This window comes from Mesorhizobium sp. M1307 (genome assembly GCF_040318155.1).
Classification (GTDB): domain Bacteria; phylum Pseudomonadota; class Alphaproteobacteria; order Rhizobiales; family Rhizobiaceae; genus Mesorhizobium.
The window spans coordinates 1-17,264 of sequence record NZ_JAMYLR010000025.1; the positions used below are offsets into that span (position 1 = coordinate 1).

The 17,264-nt window shown below is 59.6% G+C and carries 16 protein-coding genes and 2 pseudogenes; 12 read left to right on the forward strand and 6 right to left on the reverse strand.

All coding sequences use genetic code 11. The features are described 5' to 3' along the window. A pseudogene (locus tag NKH16_RS22995) lies at nucleotides 1–800 on the forward strand (Mu transposase domain-containing protein); the annotation flags it as partial. After that, nucleotides 733–1,461, forward strand: coding sequence for an IS21-like element helper ATPase IstB (gene istB, locus NKH16_RS23000; protein WP_027038551.1), 729 nt, complete (start codon nucleotides 733–735; stop codon nucleotides 1,459–1,461). The pseudogene NKH16_RS22995 and the gene istB, both read left to right, overlap by 68 nt. 129 nt (nucleotides 1,462–1,590) lie before the next feature. Here the strand turns inward: istB and NKH16_RS23005 are convergent, their stop codons facing one another. Further along, entirely contained in the window at nucleotides 1,591–2,208 is a 618-nt protein-coding gene (locus NKH16_RS23005; RefSeq protein ID WP_352901896.1) for a hypothetical protein, read from the reverse strand. A 374-nt stretch (nucleotides 2,209–2,582) separates the two neighbouring features. On the opposite strand from NKH16_RS23005, the gene NKH16_RS23010 reads away from it, so the two are divergent. From NKH16_RS23010 to NKH16_RS23035, 7 genes and pseudogenes are all read left to right on the forward strand, one after another. After that, on the forward strand, nucleotides 2,583–2,897 hold the full coding sequence (locus NKH16_RS23010; protein ID WP_352467863.1) for an alpha/beta fold hydrolase: 315 nt from the start codon (nucleotides 2,583–2,585) through the stop codon (nucleotides 2,895–2,897). A 1,170-nt stretch (nucleotides 2,898–4,067) separates the two neighbouring features. Further along, complete coding sequence (locus tag NKH16_RS23015; protein ID WP_352901899.1) at nucleotides 4,068–4,937, forward strand: MBL fold metallo-hydrolase; 870 nt, start codon at nucleotides 4,068–4,070, stop codon at nucleotides 4,935–4,937. Between the two features lie 354 nt (nucleotides 4,938–5,291). Further along, a complete protein-coding gene (locus NKH16_RS23020) occupies nucleotides 5,292–5,744 on the forward strand; it encodes a YidB family protein (protein ID WP_502911732.1) in 453 nt (150 codons plus the stop codon). A 15-nt stretch (nucleotides 5,745–5,759) separates the two neighbouring features. Beyond that, the gene (locus tag NKH16_RS23025) at nucleotides 5,760–6,008 is read left to right on the forward strand and encodes a hypothetical protein (RefSeq protein ID WP_352901902.1); all 249 of its coding nucleotides are present in this window, start codon (nucleotides 5,760–5,762) and stop codon (nucleotides 6,006–6,008) included. Nucleotides 6,009–6,017: 9 nt separating this feature from the next. Further along, nucleotides 6,018–6,227: pseudogene (locus tag NKH16_RS35050) on the forward strand (hypothetical protein); the annotation flags it as partial. 246 nt (nucleotides 6,228–6,473) lie between these two features. After that, nucleotides 6,474–6,965, forward strand: coding sequence for an alpha/beta fold hydrolase (locus NKH16_RS23030; RefSeq protein WP_352901905.1), 492 nt, complete (start codon nucleotides 6,474–6,476; stop codon nucleotides 6,963–6,965). A gap of 430 nt (nucleotides 6,966–7,395) precedes the next feature. Further along, entirely contained in the window at nucleotides 7,396–8,316 is a 921-nt protein-coding gene (locus tag NKH16_RS23035; RefSeq protein ID WP_352901908.1) for an ArsR/SmtB family transcription factor, read from the forward strand. A gap of 238 nt (nucleotides 8,317–8,554) precedes the next feature. Here NKH16_RS23035 and NKH16_RS23040 read toward each other — a convergent pair whose 3' ends face one another. Beyond that, nucleotides 8,555–9,478: a glycoside hydrolase family protein gene (locus NKH16_RS23040; protein WP_352473704.1), complete on the reverse strand. Its 924-nt coding sequence runs from the start codon at nucleotides 9,476–9,478 to the stop codon at nucleotides 8,555–8,557. Between the two features lie 399 nt (nucleotides 9,479–9,877). On the opposite strand from NKH16_RS23040, the gene NKH16_RS23045 reads away from it, so the two are divergent. Both NKH16_RS23045 and glf read left to right on the forward strand, forming a co-directional pair. After that, complete coding sequence (locus tag NKH16_RS23045; RefSeq protein ID WP_352901911.1) at nucleotides 9,878–11,050, forward strand: glycosyltransferase family protein; 1,173 nt, start codon at nucleotides 9,878–9,880, stop codon at nucleotides 11,048–11,050. Nucleotides 11,051–11,052: 2 nt separating this feature from the next. After that, nucleotides 11,053–12,195, forward strand: coding sequence for a UDP-galactopyranose mutase (glf, locus tag NKH16_RS23050; RefSeq protein ID WP_352902011.1), 1,143 nt, complete (start codon nucleotides 11,053–11,055; stop codon nucleotides 12,193–12,195). A gap of 127 nt (nucleotides 12,196–12,322) precedes the next feature. Here glf and NKH16_RS23055 read toward each other — a convergent pair whose 3' ends face one another. The 4 genes from NKH16_RS23055 to NKH16_RS23070 all read right to left on the reverse strand — a co-directional run bounded on the left by NKH16_RS23055 (nucleotide 12,323) and on the right by NKH16_RS23070 (nucleotide 15,848). Next, a complete protein-coding gene (locus NKH16_RS23055; protein ID WP_352901913.1) occupies nucleotides 12,323–13,489 on the reverse strand; it encodes a beta-glucosidase in 1,167 nt (388 codons plus the stop codon). Nucleotides 13,490–13,695: 206 nt separating this feature from the next. Then, a complete protein-coding gene (locus tag NKH16_RS23060; protein ID WP_352901916.1) occupies nucleotides 13,696–14,220 on the reverse strand; it encodes a YciE/YciF ferroxidase family protein in 525 nt (174 codons plus the stop codon). 702 nt (nucleotides 14,221–14,922) lie between these two features. Next, nucleotides 14,923–15,123 (reverse strand): pyocin activator PrtN family protein, encoded by a 201-nt coding sequence (locus NKH16_RS23065; protein WP_352901918.1) that lies wholly within the window; start codon nucleotides 15,121–15,123, stop codon nucleotides 14,923–14,925. Beyond that, nucleotides 15,096–15,848 (reverse strand): hypothetical protein, encoded by a 753-nt coding sequence (locus NKH16_RS23070; protein ID WP_352901921.1) that lies wholly within the window; start codon nucleotides 15,846–15,848, stop codon nucleotides 15,096–15,098. The genes NKH16_RS23065 and NKH16_RS23070 overlap by 28 nt, the downstream gene beginning before the upstream one ends. 142 nt (nucleotides 15,849–15,990) lie before the next feature. Here NKH16_RS23070 and NKH16_RS23075 point away from each other — a divergent pair, with 142 nt between their 5' ends. Further along, nucleotides 15,991–16,500 (forward strand): ferritin-like domain-containing protein, encoded by a 510-nt coding sequence (locus tag NKH16_RS23075; protein ID WP_352901924.1) that lies wholly within the window; start codon nucleotides 15,991–15,993, stop codon nucleotides 16,498–16,500. The last annotated feature ends 764 nt before the right edge of the window (nucleotides 16,501–17,264 follow it).

Here is a 17,264-nt window from a genome sequence, read left to right on the forward strand (position 1 = left end):
GCCCAGGCTGCGCTTCAAGACCTATGAGGAGCTGAACGCCTGGCTGCAGGACAAGTGCGTCGCCTACGCCAAGGCGCACCGTCACGTCGAGCAACCGGAACGAACGATCTGGAACGTGTTCGAGGAGGAGCGTGGCAAGCTGGTTGAATACCGCGGTCCCTTCGACGGATTCTATACGGTGCCGGCCTCGGTGTCGAAGACATGCACGGTGCGCTTCGACAACAACAAATACTCGGTGCTGTCGACCGCCGTCGGCCGCCCGGTCGAGATCCATGCCTATGCCGGCAAGATCGTCATCCGCCAGGACGGCGTGGTCGTCGCCGAACATGCCCGCTCCTTCGGGCGCGGCGACACGATCTACGATCCCTGGCATTACATGCCGGTCCTTGCCCGCAAGCCCGGTGCACTGCGCAACGGTGCGCCCTTCCAGGGCTGGGTTCTGCCCTCGGCGATGGAGCGTATCCGACGCAAATTGAAGGCGGCGCATGACGGCGATCGGCAGATGGTGTCGATCCTGGCGGCGGTGTTGACCGACGGCATCGATGCCGTGGAAGCCGCCTGCCAGGAGGCGCTCGATCAGAACGTCTGCTCCTGTGCCGTCATCATCAACATTCTGGCGCGGCGGCGCGACCCCGCGCCGGCCATCACCATCCTCACCCCGGACGCGCTTCGCCTGCAGCATGAGCCGCAGGCCGACTGCGCCCGCTACGACAGCCTCAGGAGGGCAAGCTGATGGAACGCACGCAGGTTCTGGAACTAATGGGGACGCTGAAGCTCTACGGGATGCGGGGCGCCTATGACGAGGTCATGGCGACAGGCATCAAGCGCCAGCACGAGCCGCCGAGGATCGTCGGCGATCTGCTGTCGGCCGAGATCGCCGAGAAGCAGGCCCGCTCCATCAAATACCAGCTCACTGTCGCCAAGCTGCCGATCGCCAAGGACATCGATGAGTTCGACTTCGACGGCACGCCGGTCAACGAAGTCCTGGTCCGGGACCTTGCCAACGGCACCTTCGTCGCCGACCAGCGCAACGCCGTGCTCATCGGCGGCACCGGAACCGGCAAGTCGCATCTGGCAATCGCCATTGCCCGCGCCCTGATCCGCAACGGCTCACGTGGCCGCTTCTTCAACGTCGTCGATCTCGTCAACCGGCTCGAGACCGAGCACCGCGGCGGCAAGCAGGGCCGTATTGCCGATTACCTCACCCGGCTCGACTTCGTCGTGCTCGATGAACTCGGCTATCTCCCGTTCGCCCAGGCCGGTGGGCAATTGCTCTTCCATCTGATCAGCCGGCTCTACGAGCGGACCTCGATCATCGTCACCACCAACCTGGCATTCGGAGAATGGCCCGCCGTCTTCGGCGACGCCAAGATGACGACAGCGCTCCTCGACCGTCTCACGCATCATTGCGAGATCATCGAGACCGGAAACGAGTCCTGGCGCTTCAAGAACCGCGCCTGATCAGCCCAACCACCTCGACCAGTCCATCCGCGCTCGCCCGGGCTGCGCAACCCTGACCAGCTCCGCCCGGGCGAACGCTGACCGCCGCGTATTACATAAGGGGGGTCAAAATTGGACGCCGATCCGGGGTCAGTTTTGGAAGCCGTTTGACAAACTGGAGTGCGAGTTCTCATCGTGGCAATAGCCACCTGAAGCTGCAGTTCCGCGACCGCTTCTTTGAGCACGTTTCATAGCGGCCTTCCCCGCGGCTCGCCGCCTATTCTCTGCAGCTGTCGCTGCGTCCTGTTCGCGCCAGACCGTAACCAGGTCGCGGTCAAGCACATCCTCCACGTGCTGCGGGTCGAACACGTGAAAGGTGATGTTCCTTGCCCGCCCGCGGAGTTTCACCGTTTTCGTCCCGGCGCTCTGCAAGCGACCACCTTTCAGCCAGCGGTGCCGTTCGGCCGTCGAGATCGTCAGAATGTCCTCGATTTCACGGGGGATTACGGGCAGGTCTTCGATATTCTGCAGTGCTTTGGATACGATCCCGAATACCACCTGCACATCATTCTCGGCGCCCTGAGACAGGCGCAGGGTAAGCACGCGGGACTCGATATGGAGCAGTTTCCTGAACTCCGTTGGAAGGCGGGCGCGTATTTCGAGAAAAATACCCCTCGCTCTGACGGACGATCCAAACGTTGCAGCCGGGGTTAAAGGCCACTCTCCAATCAGCTTCGCTGTTGCATTGATTTTACGGCGCGTGGACATGCCCCTTTATATAGGTCACCGATTGTCGGCAGCGATGAGCCGATCGCAAAGCCAACATGAGTTCTAATCCGCCAGCGGTCTGAACCACGATGCCCAAAGGCGCAACCACGATTGTGAGCGGGGCCGTTTGCAAATTCGGCTAACAGGAAACGGCAGAGTTGATCTCGAAGTGCGATATCAGGCGCGTCGCCGCCTGGCGGCTTTTTGGGGGCCGTTTGCTGTCCGTCCGGTTATTGCCGAGGGACCAGTTAAAGCCGCCGTTCGGCTCACGACCTCTTCGCGGAATACAAGGCAAGTTCAGATCCCGCGGAAGCCGACATTGAACTGCCTCTCCGTTTACACGTTTGGCAAATGTTGCGAATGGAGGGAGTTGCATGTTTGAAGGTTTCTCGCTGGAGCAGATCAAACTTCCGGAAGCGACGCTCAGAGTGCGGGTTGGTGGAAGGGGCCACCGCTTCCTGATGCTGCACGGTCATCCTCGCACCCATGCCACTTGGCATCGCGTGGCGCCGATTTTGGCTGAGGAATACACCGTAATTTGCCCTGGTCTTCGGTGCTCGCCCTTGCGGTGTGTCGCAACACAATCAGCGCGTCCGGTTTGCCGTGAACAGATCTTGCTGATGCACCAGTTCGTCCGCGACGGGCTGACGGAGGCGGCGTGTGCCATTCGGGTGGATGGCCGAAAATAACCCCACCTCTATGACGCGAATTGTCCCAGCCCGGGTAGGCCGTTATCGGGTACAGGCAAATACCCTCGAATCGATGCTCCGACACCCATAGCGGCACGCACCTCGTCGCGGCATACATAGTGGAGCCAAGCCGGCCCGCCGGATCCCTCTGAGCCGGTCTCGGCAATGAACATCGGCTTACCGTACCGATGAGCAACCTCGAGCAACATTTCCGACAAAGCGCGGTACTCATGGTGTCCCATCGATATCGTCGGCCCGTTTATTTACCATTGATTGTGCGGCTAGAAATTCAGGCCCACGACATCGACAACATCTTCGCTCCCGCCCAACTCAGGTTCGACGCGGCCCAGCAACATGTCGTAAGCTTCGAACTGCCCCTGACGGGCGTTTTCGGCCCGACCCCGTTCGCTGCGGGTCCGGTCACGAGGAGCGATTTGGATAAGGGGCTCGGCCCAGACAAATCTGCAGGCGGGGTCGATCTCCCGCATTGCACGAACACCCGCGATGGCAGCCTTCACGAGATGCCGCTTGAACCATCCACGTTCGTTCGGCCCCACGCGGGAAATAGCCGACCTCAACAGCCCATGCGAAAAAGGAGATCTAGTTGATGGGACACAACAGAGGCGGTGTTCCGGCGATCGAACGCTGTACGCTCACGGCTTCTGCCGCGAACGAGGCATAGGCATCGATGAAATGCAGCGATCGCTGATCGACATGGTCTGGAGATCCGTAATGGAAGATGTCCCAGATAACCTGGACACCTGCCGATCGGGCCGCCTCGACCATTGGCGCCCAACTTGACCAGTCATAGGCGAAGCTTGCGGAACCGGAGCCTCCACCTGGTGCTCGTCCATACGCCCCACTTCGCTCATTCGAAGTCTTCTTTCAGCAGTCGGCTTCGAACTCGGCCGCCTTGTTAGGACCGGGAACCGCGTTGGCGAAATACCGCATCCAATGGGGCGCGCGCCATCTTCGTTGCTCAGTCCAGCTCGTCCTGGCGCGACCGGGTAATGCCGAACCGATTTGGTCGAGCCTTTGTTCCTGTGGTGGACTGTCCGGAGCTGGGTGGCGAAGGAGGAACAAGGAGGGCCGTGCCAAGTTCGGGGCGATATACCACCGCCGCCGATCGACTCGAGCGGCTGCTCAGCAACAAGAGAGGCACGGGATCACATGACCGTTCAGATTCGACTTTCCGAGATCGACCACGCCAGGCGCGAGGATCGTGGCGACGGCGCTTGGAGCATCGCACCGGACTTGGGCTATTTGCGCCTAGCAATCGTCAATGTCGTGTTCGTCGGCGCACCGGGCAGCGGAGATCGGAACTGGATGCTGATCGATACCGGGTTGCCGACGTCCCGCGGCAGCATTCTTGCGGTCGCGGAAAAGCGGTTTGGCACGAACGCACGGCCGGCCGCGATCATCCTGACCCACGGCCATTTCGACCATGTGGGAACGGTTCTAGGCCTCGCGAATAGGTGGGACGTGCCTGTCTTCGCGCATGCACTCGAGCGCCCCTATCTGGACGGAACCGCGTCCTATCCGCCACCGGATCCCTGGGTCGGGGGTGGACTGATGGCGCTGCTTTCGCCGCTTTTTCCACGGGGGCCAATTGATCTTGGCAACCGTTTGGAACTCCTACCTGCCGACGGATCGATCCCCGGAATGCCCGGATGGCGATGGCTACACACACCCGGGCACGCTCCTGGGCATATCTCGCTCTGGCGCGAGGAGGACCGCTCGCTGATCGTAGGGGACGCTTTCATCACCACCGGTCAGGAGTCAGTCTATGAGGTCGCCGTTCAGGATCTTGAGATGCACGGTCCGCCGCGCTACTTCACGCCGGACTGGGATGCGGCGGAAAGATCCGTGAAGCACCTGGCTGCCCTGAACCCGCGGATGGTCATCAGTGGACACGGTGCGGCTGCTGCGGGAGTGGGCATGCGTCAAGCTCTTGACAGCCTGGCTGAGCGGTTCAGGGTGTTCGCCGTCCCGCCGAAATTGAAATTCGTGCGCGAGCCGGCGGCAGTCCAAGGTAGCTGAGGCTAACCGAGCCGTCGTCGTTCTGAAGTATGGTCAAGTTGGGCAGACTCTGTCTCTCGAGCCGGTAGAGTTACCCGTCGGGTCGCGCGCCCCATCGTCGCCGACAAACTCTGACAAGCGGAACAAACCCGGGAGGCGCCGGGTTAGGGCGTTCGATCGGCGCAGGGCGACTGCGGCCAAGCGCCCCGAAGTTCTGCGTCAGGAGAAGACGTCAGATGGAAAACGAGTACCCGAAGGACGCGTCCTGTCCGCCCGCGAGCCGACCGGCAAGAAGTTGTTCGAGTCCACACGCGTCGGCATCCGCCAAGACTTGGCTTTGATTCGCTCATCGGCCAAAACCGTGGAGGAGACCAAATGGCAAATCTGGGAAGATTGGCGATCGCGATGCTTGGCGTTCTGGCACACCAAAACCCCGACAAGCTCTGTGAATTGATTCCGGGAGCGGGGTATCTTAACCCAAACGACCCGCAACGCAGAATTCTGGCTCAGATAACGAATGGCGTGTCGAGGGCTGACCTTGGTGAGATCCTCGACCGGTTCAGGGAGGTGGGGGCAGGATCGAAGGTCGACTCGTGGGTTGGCAGCGGGCCAAACCAACCGATTGAGCCAAGGGACGTCCAAGCGGCAATGGACGAAGGTACACTCACGTCCATTTCGATGCAGACGGGTCTTTCGCGCGAGGAGCTAATCAGAAGGATTGCGCGGGATCTACCCGAGACAGTCAACGAGATGACGCCGAATGGTGAATGGCCGCCTGAGCCGACACATGGTTTGGATAAGTCGACCCTGCTCGACAATGTATCCTAGGGGACACAGCCAGGAATGCAGCCGGCCAAGGCGAGATCCAGGGTGGCAACTCTACACGGGGGGACGCTCCTGCGCGATCGCCTTCATCCGCTCGCGAACCAAGGGTCTGTTTCGAGCGCGCCGAACGCTCAACTGGCCGCCATCCTGAAAATGCGGCACCGCTGCATCGCGGCGCCCTCGCTCGCGTATATCGGTGAGCGGAAGAAGGCGCGTTCCTGGCTGGCCAGAGCGCTGGCGATCGATCCGGACGACTTCGTGACGTAGTACAACGCCGCTTGCATGTATTCCGTGCTCGGGGAAGTGGAGGAAGCGGTGCGGTACCTGGAAAGAGCCGTCGGAGGAAGCGTGAGTCAGAACGTATTGGAACGAATCCGTCACGAAGTCATTTCGACGCCATTCGCGATCACCCGCGGTTCGTGCAGCTTCTTAGTTCACTTGCCTTGTGACGCACAGCTGTACTTGCACAAGCTTCGGCCTGCCTAGCAGCCGCGTTCGGTTTGGGTGGCGGATTCAACTGATCGCAGCAACACACGCTCTTTTCTGAAAGAGGGAGTGTGAGCCATGAAGCAGCGAAGTCGCATCTACTACTCGGCCGCTCAGCGCCTGAGATTTGGGTTCGATGGCAGGCGGGCGAGTCGATGAGCTCGATCGGACGACGATTCGATCGGGAGTCTTCATCGGTCCGTTCTTGCCGCCGCGCCTGGGCCTTGCACTGGCGGGCTGCCGGCCTTGCCTGTCGCCGGTGGTGTTTTCCCCCACATTTTGCTGCCGCTGCTTGTGCTGCTCACCTGGCCGCTCGCCATGGGCAAGTATTTCGCCCCGGCATCGTCTCTGCGGGGTTTGCTTCGTCGGCAAAGGACATCGCCAGCTGGCCTCACAGCTGCGGTCGATCGCGGCCGAATCGGATTGATGCTGGCCGACGCGCTGGCCGGCGGCCGCTTCACCCTGTTGATGCCTGCCGGCATTATTGCCGGGGCCGGCGACCGGTTGTTCGATGCGAAAGCCGAGGCTCTTAGACTACAATCGGAGATTCCTGGTTCCTTTGTCGATATCATCCCGCAGGCCGGCCACATGGTCCACCACACCGCACCGCTAGCTGTTCTCGCCATGGTGGACAGGGTCGCTGCCGCGGCCAGCAGTGAAGTAGGCCGGCACTGGCGCGATCCCGAAGAAGTGGAATCGCGATTTTCGGAAAAGATCATGCTCAAAAGCAATAGGTAGAACCCCGTCCCGACTCTATCGGGTGGCGAATCCGATGATTTACTTCACGGCGGCACGCACTTCAGCGAACCGCATCCTGTGCATCCATCCGCGCCGGTTCGGCTAACATCGACGTCGAGGTCCCGTATCTTGGGGATTTGGCCAGGGGAACGGCCCCAATTCCGTGTTCGGCTTCTGCCTCTCTTTGTGGCTGCCAGCATCTAGTCGTCTGCAAATCGAGGCCACGGACTGACAAGCACCCCCGCACTACAAGGAGCTGGCGGTCGGAGAACAAATGTAGACATGTCGCACCATCCTTGCGGGTACGGCTTGCGATGCATACTGACGGTCGAGGGCTTAATGTAACCAAATCAACGGCTCGGCGTTTCGGTCAGCGCCGTTGCAATGAGCGAAGCCATAACCTCTGTCACGAGCATAGACTGGCGATTTCATGAGTCGCAATTTTCTGGTGATTGAACCTGAGGAAGGCATTGCCGTGCTCAAGGGGCTTGCCTCCTCGGCGCGGATCTCGATGCTGAAACTGCTGCATGAGAAGGGGCCGATGAATATCAACGAAATCGCCGCCGTGCTGTCGCTACCGCAGTCGACCGTCTCGACCAACATCCAGGTGCTGGAGGATGCGGGGCTGATCCGCACCGAGAGAGCGAAGAAAGGCAGTCGGAAAATCTGCTATCCGACCGCCGAAAAAGTGCTCGTCGTGTTCAAGAGCGAATATCGTGCGGTCAAGAACGACGCGATCGAAGTGTCGATGCCGATCGGGCTTTATACCGGCTTCGAGGTTACCGCGCCCTGCGGCCTTTGTTCGCCGGACGGCATCATCGGTCTGCTCGATGTGCCGAACACTTTCCTCGATCCGGACCGCATGAAGGCCGGTCTGCTATGGTTCACGCGCGGTTTTGTCGAATACCAGTTCCCCAACAATGCCAAGCTCGCCAATGCCGAGATCACCGGACTCGAAGTTGCGATAGAGCTGTCTTCGGAAGTGCCGGGCACCAGCGCCGATTGGCCCTCGGACATCACGCTGACGATCAATGGTGTCGATGTCGGCACCTGGACGTCGCCGGGGGATTTCGGCGACAAGCGCGGCGTCTTCACGCCCTCCTGGTGGAAGCTCAAGGGCTCGCAATACGGTAAGCTGAAGAACTGGCGAATTGCCAATGACGGCACCTATGTCGACGGCCTCAGGATTTCCGAAACCGGCCTCGCCGCACTCGATCTGAAGAGCCATCATTCAATCCGCGTCCGTATCGGCGTCAAGGACGACGCCAAGCGCCCCGGCGGGATCAATATTTTCGGCAAGGGCTTTGGAAATTACGATCAGGACATTGTGCTCAGGATCAAAACCGCGTGAATCGACTGGCCGCGTTGCTGCGCTCAGTTACAGTTCATTGCTAGGCTAGGCTAGGCTTGCAGCTGGCACCGCCGTCCATGAGGCGACCGGCTTGCCTGACGTGTATAGATCCCTCGTCGCAAGCTTTGCCCACTGGCTGCGAATCCCCTGCTACCCTCAATCACCAGTACAAAGGGATCCGTCCCACCAACCAACAGCCAGAGCATCCTCCGTTCCGGCAAATGCCGGAACTTACCAGCTAGGCAACTCTCGAAAGTATATGCCGATCCAGGTCACACTTTGCCAACCCGAACCGCCAGCGATGGTTCGTCGCCTCACGCCTGCTCTGGTAGAACAAGGTCAGTTGCCGGCCGTCGATCATCACCGTCGAATGGCCATTCTCGCCGGGCTCACCAGGGTCGAGAACGGGGCCAACGGAAACGTAGGGACCCTTGACGTCATCGGCGATGGCGAAGAAGACGCGCTGCCGGCTGCCGCGCGGACCTTCGGGGAGGAAGCAGGTGGCGTTGAGAAGCACACGACCGTCCGGCAGCTCGACGAGCTGCGCGCCTTCGATCCCCCATTCGTAATCGGGGTGCTCGCGCGCATTGTGATGTGGCACGTCGAGATGATCGAGTATCTTGCCGAGACGTTTCCATGGCCCGAACCAGGAATCGGATTGGCTGCGCGCCAGATAGACATCAGGCTGGGGCACCCTGGTGAATTTGGGCATGCCTGAATAGACGATATAGCGCTTGCCTCCGACGATTGCGGGATGGGGATCGTAGATGCCGTCCTCATCGGTGTCGGGCAGCGACAATATCGCCGGATTGAGCACCACCCAATGAAAGCCGTCATTGGACACCGCGTGCTCGCAACGTCCGCCGGACTTCATGAATTCGGTCTGGATAAACATGTGGAAGACGCCGCACTCATGAATGACGCCGGGCGCCGCAATGCCAGATCCGGTTACCGGCAAAACGATCGCCTCGTGCTCTGTCCAGGGTCCATAAAGATCCGGCGCTGTGGCGTGGAGGATTTTCCAGCTCTCTGTTGTGACGGTGCCGCTGGAGCCGAAGACGTGCCAGAGCGTGCCGTCGAACACCGGACAAGGGTCCTTCAGATCATCCACAACCTGCGGGTGAAACAATGGAAAGACGTTGGTTTCAAAGTCGATCTTCATTCGCCAGCCATCCCTCGATTCGTCTCGGTCTCCATTCAAATGAACCACCGGCGCGACTCAGATGAATCGATTCCAAGCGTATTTATAGCTCCGCTGATGAACGGTTGTTGAACGATTGAAGGATTTGAACCGCTCTGTGGCAAAGGGCCACATTTGGGGAGCCCGACCTGACGCGAGGGGCTTCATCATGTGGATCGAATGGGGGCGGCCGGCTCGCCCCTTCTCTGTCGAGCCGTCGCAAGTGGAGCGGACGGCTGGTCTCGCCCGAGACAGTTTGGAGCTATGGAACAACTTATCGGGATGGAAGTTATATAGAAGGCTGCGAACTTCATGTCAAAGCTGCCTCGATTGACTTTTGTTAGTCGAGGCATTTTGTAACTATATCGAAGGATAATCTACATGGAAATGGCGGCGGGCCGGGCCAAAACACCAAAAAACCCTGTACAACCGTCTATTTTCATTTGCTTTTCACACCTCCGATGGAACTTCGTATATCAGAGACCACAACACATTCTGACCCTGGCGTCAAAACAGCAACAGCTAATTTACTTCGAAGAGCCGATCTTCGATGAGAGGCGCCACCCTTCGATGCGGGTGCACAATATTACCCCCAAGATCAGAATAGTGACGCCGCTGATCCCAGTTGGTACCTCCGCGACCAGGGCGGACGCGATCCAGCGCAGGTTCGTCGATCAGATCCTCGCCTCGACGCCGCATGACCGATTGACGACCTGGTATTACACGCCCATGGCGCTACGCTTCAGCGATCATCTCGCCTGTGACGTCTGCGTCTACGACTGCATGGATGAACTCTCCGCGTTCAAAGACGCTCCCGCAGAGTTGACGCAGTTGGAAAAGGCGCTGTTGCAACGTGCCGATGTCGTCTTCACGGGCGGGCAGAGCCTCTATGAGGCCAAGCGCAGCTTGCACCGGGCGATCTTTCCCTTCCCGAGCAGCATCGACGCTACTCATTTCCATCAGGCTAGGGCGCCAGGTGAGGACCCGTTCGATCAGGCCGACATACCTCACCCGAGGGTGGGGTACTTCGGGGTCATCGACGAACGGCTCGACCTTGAACTTATCGCGCAGGCGGCTGCGGCAATGCCAGACGTGCATTTTGTCATGCTCGGCCCTGTCGTCAAGATCGATCGGGCGAGCCTTCCCACGGCAGGCAACCTGCATTGGCTGGGCGGCAAGTCCTATGCAGACCTGCCGAACTATCTCAGGCATTGGAGTGCCGGCTGGATGCCGTTCGCGCTGAACGAAGCGACCCGCTACATCAGCCCGACCAAGACTCCCGAGTTTCTTGCGGCAGGACTGCCGGTGTTGTCCACGGCGATCGTCGACGTTGTGCGTACCTACGGCGTCGAAGGCCTTGTCGAGATTGTCGAGGCGGAGGATATCGAGGCCAAGCTTCGGTCGATCCTGGCCCACCCCCGCGATTTCCTGGTCAAGAAGGCCGACGCCTACCTCGCCGACATGTCCTGGGAGAAGACCTGGAGCGCGATGGCTGCCCACATCGAGCGCGCCCATGCGATGAAGAGCGTCGTCCCATTCCTGAGGAGGGCGTGAGCGTGTTCGACTGGTTGATCGTAGGGGCCGGTTTCGCCGGCAGTGTGCTGGCCGAGCGTATCGCATCGCAACGGCAGGAAAGCGTCCTGATCATAGACCGACGAAATCACGTCGGCGGCAATGCCTATGACTGCTACGACGAGGCGGGAATCCTAATTCACCGTTACGGGCCTCACATCTTTCACACCAACGCGCAATCGATCGTCGACTATCTGTCGCAATTCACCGAATGGCGGCCTTACGAACATCGCGTGCTGTCGCTTGTCGATGGAAAGCTGCTGCCGATACCGATCAATCTCGACACCATAAACCGCCTCTACGGCCTTGAGTTAACGTCCGAGCAGCTGCAGGACTTCTTCGCTTCCCGGCGCGAAACGGTCAAAGAAGTCCGCACCGCTGAGGACGTCGTGGTCAGCACTGTCGGCAGAGAGCTCTACGAGAAATTCTTCCGCGGCTACACGAGGAAGCAGTGGGGTGTCGACCCTTCCCAGTTGAGCAAGTCAGTGACGGCGCGAGTCCCGACCCGGACCGATCGTGACGATCGCTATTTTGGTGACAGCTTCCAGAACATGCCGGCAGGCGGGTATACGCGCATGTTCCACCGCATGTTGAATAACCCCAAGGTCAAGATCTTGCTGCAGACTGATTACCGCGAAATTCGCGACAAGATTCCCTTTCAGCGGATGATCTACACCGGGCCAATCGACGAATATTTCGACTGGAAGCTTGGTCACTTGCCCTACCGCTCGCTGCGCTTTGAGCACATGACGCTTGATTGTGAGCAGTTCCAGCCGGTCGCCGTCGTTAACTATCCGCAGACGGAAAAATACACACGGATCACCGAGTACAAGCATCTGACCGGTCAAGAGAGTCCGAAGACCAGCCTCACCTACGAATACCCCACGGACATCGGAGATCCTTATTACCCGGTGCCGCGGGCCGAAAACGAGGCGTTGTACAAGCGCTATGAAGCTTTGGCCGCGGCCTGCCCGGAGGTCTGGTTCGTCGGACGTCTGGCAACATATCGCTATTACAATATGGATCAGGTCGTCGGCCAGGCATTGGCTACGTTCGGACGCATTCAGGCGCGCCTTGCCGGCAAGGGGATGCTCGTCACGCCGACGCAGCGCGAGGCGGCCGAGTGAATGATGCTCCGGGCTGACCGGCGTTAGGGCGACCCACGGGGAAAGAGGCCAAGGATCTTTCTCGGCGAACAGCTTTAGCTGTGCTGTTGATGCAGCTGAAACGTGCGCACTGTTCTGATCAGCGAGGCTATGGCGCGCCTGCTTGTTGTTTTTCGAAGGCCACGAACAATTGGCGCTGGCGCTCCAACTCGTCGGCAAGGGGCTTGCGAAGAGCGCGCGAGCCGTCCGCATGGATGGTGGAGAACAAGCCGACTTCGGCGTGGCGCGAATTGTCCCAACCTGGGTAGGCTGTCACCGGATAAAGGCATATGCCCTGGATAGGTGCCCCGAGGCTGGTCGCGTCGCGCACTTCGTCGCAAACGTAATGAAGCCAGGCCGGCCGACCGGACCCTTCGGCGCCGGTCTCGGCGATGAACATCGGCTTTTTGTATCGCTCGGCGACCTCGACCAGCATTTCCGAAAGTGCACGGTATTCGTGGTGCCCCATCGGTATGGTTGGGCCATTAAAGTACCATTGGTTGTGCGGATAGAAGTTTAGGCCGATGACGTCCACAACGTCCTCGCTGCCGCCCAACTCCGGCTCCACGCGCCCAATCAGCATGTCATACGCCTCGAACTGCCCCTGACGAGCATTTTCGGCGCGCCGCCGTTCGGGGCGAGTACGGTCACGAGGAGCAATATGGATCAGCGGTTCAGCCCAGATGAACCTGCAGCCGGGTTCAGCCTCCCGCATCGCCCTCACGCCGGCGACCGCTGCCCTGACAAGGTGTCGTTTGAACCATCGACGCTTGTTGGGCCCGACGCGGGGGAAATAGCCGACCTCCACCGCCCATGCAAAAAACGAAATCTCGTTGATCGGGCACACCAGGGGAGCCACCCCGGTAGCGGAGCGATGAACCCGAACAGCTTCCGCGGCGAAACGGACGTAGGCCTTGATAAACCCCGGGCCACCTTGGTCGATATGGTCTGGCGAGCCATAGTGGAATATATCCCAGATAATCTGCACCCCGGCCGCCTGGGCTGCTTCGATCACCGACATCCAGCTCGACCAGTCAAAGACTCCCGGCGCTGTTTCGATCAAGTGCCAGCGCAAGCCGTCGCGGATCGTGCGAAGCCCAAGCTCGGCACAGCGGCGATAGTCGCCGGATGCATGGGTGTCATGTGAGGTCGCACGGATCAGATCAAGGCGCACCCCGTCGGCACGACGATGCGAGGAACACTCGAAACCAGCCATGAAAAAGCTGTCGAACCCGGAAGAGCCTGCCGTGGGCCGACGAGCGGTGTTCTCGTTCATACCAACATCCTGTCGCCCAAGGCGTGCGCAAGTAATCGCATTCGCAGTCCCCCATCGTCAGTTCCGGTGGCCTAGTCGAAATCGGTCGGCCACCACCACGTCGACGGCTCGGCGGCTGCGGTGTACACGTGTGCCTGGATTGGCGAATACAACCAAGCTCCAATCCCGTCTGCTGGGGGCCGCGGTCGCGTCGATTCGATCCGAAGTTATGCGGCCTGTTGCATCGCCCGTTCGTTGACGCCTGTTTCGCCTAGTCGGGTGAGCGCCTCATCGGTTGCTTTTTCTTCCTTGAGCGTCTGTTCGAGTAGCGGGACGGCGTCTTTCAAGCCAAGTAACCCGGCCCATGTGACAAGAGTCCCGTAGCGCGCTATTTCATAATGTTCGACGGACTGGGCTGCAGCCACGAGACCCGCGTCCAATGCCGGAGTCTCCTCGAATTCCTCCAAAATCTCCTGTCCTTCTTCGATGATGCCGTCGATCGCCGGGCACGTTTTCCCTTGGGCTCTCTTGCCAAAGGCGTCGAAAACTTGCTGCAGACGCTCGATCTGACCTTCCGTCTCGTCACGATGTTTTTCGAACGCCGCCTTCAACTCTTCGGACTCCGCGCCCTTTGCCATTTTCCGGAGCGCCGTCAGAATCTTGCGTTCGGCGTAGTAGATGTCTTTCAGACCATCATAGAAAAGGTCTTCCAAGCCCTTGGAGCTGCCCTGAGAGCTTTTTTTTATCGCCATTGTCATCTCCTCTTTCATTTGTATCGACGCATGCATGGCTCTAACTGGACCAGTCTCTTGTTGTTCCTTCGCCACGGCACAGCGGCGGCCAACAGCGAGCGACGGTCGGGTTGACCGCTGATTTCAGTCCGCCGCGCCAGCAGCGGCTTGAGCATCTCGGCTGCGCTCCATTGCGGAAGTTCCGGAATGAGGATCGTCTGCCTGAAGGGTTTCCGCTGTCATCGAGTCCTTGCGGCCGCATTTTTCGCAACGGACCTTTGCCCGCACCTGATCAAGGTTCCGGTCTCTTCTCGGAGTTCGAGAGGGTTGGAGAAGCGCTTAATGTGCCCGCAGGTAACGCGAGCCACCTGCCGGCACCAAGGTCGAGGCGCAGATCGCGATCGCGCGCATAATGATGGGCGCCGGCCGGCCGCTCTGACCTTGGCGACCCTCAGGCTGTTGACACCATGTCCAATAGCTTCGAACTCAGCTTACGACCCCATTAGAAGACAGCACATCTCGAAAGGGTCGTTTTGCGGGTCCATCGTGCAGTCCTCCATCGCTTTTCTGCCATTTCGACACGAACGGGAATTCGGAGTTGGCGGGTTCCCGCGAGCCGTCGGCGTATTTCGGGGTAGGGGGGCACGAATGGCGGACGGGAGGTAGCATCCTGCAGTCATCTAGAGACTGCTGAACTCCAAGCGCAAAGGAGCCATGGGAGCGCTAGCTACGTCGGAAGGCGCGCACTTCAGACAGTGCCATTTTGCGCCGCTTATCGAGGTATGAAGCTAGGTCGCTGGAGATGAACGCCTTTGGCACTCTTCTGGCTTCTTCTGCTCGGGTTAGCGGAAGCTCAATTTCTCCAATGCTCACTTTGCGTAAGAACTTGGTGAGCGTCAGGTGGGAAAAATAATCCTTGCACACGGTCTTGTGGTGCCGCTGGTGGTGGTCGTGTCGGTGCGCTGATCGCCGGACATGTTGGTCCCGCTGCTCGTCGTGCCGGTGCCCTGATCCGTCGTGCTGGGCATGGTTGTCGTGGTCGAGGTTCCGCTCGAAGTTCCGCTCGTCGTCTGGGCAAAGGAAAGCCCGGCCGACACCGCCAGCACGGCCGAAGCCAAAAGGATGCGTTTCATCTTCTTTCTCCTTTCTGAATGCGCGGGATGCGCCTGGCCAAATCGAACAGGCAGACAGAAGGAGTGTTCCCCGATGAAGTTCAACTTTTGTAACTCTGGTCGTAGGTCAGCCTTAGGATGGCCGGCGTATATTAGAAGCCTCATGACGACGGCTCGATTCGAAAACCAATCAACGAGCGGAGAGGCCGTCGCGTTCCTTGTGACTGCGGTGGTGCGGTGAGGCACAAGGCTCAATGCGGAGCGCCAGCCGCCGCGATCAGCGCCTCGTCGACAATCCACTTCAGCTTCGCCGAGCGCTGGTAGCTTCATCTGCTTGCCGTTGTTACTTGCCAGGAACGACATGCAGCGGTCGCAGTATGCCATGCGCGGCACTTCAACATGTCGCCGTATGTCGCCGCGTCGGATGGCCAGGAAGCGGGCGAGTGCTAGTTGGACTTTATAATGGAGCGGCGCAGCGGCGAGCGTCCACGGGCCGTTTTCCTTGCGCCGATCTTCCGCGATCTTGGCCTTTCCCACGCATCGCTGCAGGATTTTCGCGAGATGAATTGAGACCCGCCATGACGCTGATCTCTGCGACGGTCAAGGCCCGTTCGGCGGGCTCTACTCCGGAACAATGTCCTCTTCTGAAAGTTTCCTTAGATCGCAAAGGAGATTCGAAATGTCAGAAAGCCGCGAATGGTTTGTCCAATGGCTTAGAGATGCTCATGCCATGGAAGAGCAGGCCGAAACGATGTTGAACGGGCAGTTGGGTCGCATCGAGAACTATCCCGAGCTGAGCGACCGAATCCGACAGCACCTCGACGAAACGAAGCAGCAGGCTGCCCGGCTGAAGACTTGTCTCGATCAGATGGACGAGGGTTCATCCACGATGAAGGACGCTGGCGGTAAGCTGACGGCGATGGCGCAATCGCTGAGCGGCGTCTTCGCTGGAGACGAGGTGATGAAAGGATCGCTCGCGAGCTACACGTTCGAGCATATGGAAATCGCCTCCTACACGATCCTGATTGCCGCTGCTCGATCGCTCGGCGAAACGGAGGTTCTTCGGGCTTGCGACGAGAACTTGCGAGAGGAGGTCGCGATGGCGGAATGGTTGAAGGACCATCTTCCCTCGACAACCGAGCAGTTCCTTGCGCGGGCCGAAGCGGACAGCGACAGCGCCAAGCGGTGATCGGGTAGGAACGTAGTGATCGTGAACTGGGTGATCGGGATTCGTCCGCTAGCGCGTCCCCTTCGTGAGCGCTGGGCAACGAACACGCCTAGCAGGCGGTCGTCGAGCTGCGCATTCGAGAAATTGCAACGACGAGCGATGCTAATATTGCGGCGTCGTCACTTAGCGAGTCGAAGCGTTCGCCTGCGCAAGCCTGGTCAAATACACATTGGCAATAGCCAGATCGGAAGGGCTAGCGCAGCGCTCGGCGAGATCAAGCTCGAGTGGGCGTGTTAAAACGTTGGAAACGAGGTCGCGATAGCGGAATGCCCGAGAACACTCGTCCCTGATGACTGAGCAGTTGCGTGCGCGGGCACCGGCAGCGCCAAGCCGGATCCGAGAAAGTTCGTCCTGACAGGGGACAGAGCGCGCCAGCGACGGGCAGAGGTTCCTGTCAGCCCAGCCCAGCGAGGGAACTTACAATGGAAAACTGGCGTTAACATCGCGTAATGCGGGAGCGTGCAGATGTTTTCGCTCGCAAAAGATACAATTAAACTGCCAATTCTTGCGCTCACGTTATGGCGTCGGCAGCACTTGCATCGTTTTCGGGGTGAAATTCCGCTTCAGCCGGTCGCTGGCGGTTTCGCTGAGGGCCATGACCGACCGGCCGACGATCATCATGCTCGAAGGGCTTGACCCCTTTGTCCGATCTTCTCCGCCGTGCGCATCGTCATCGCGCCGTCCGTGGTTCCAGAATATGCAACCCGATGGCTGAACTCGTCGGG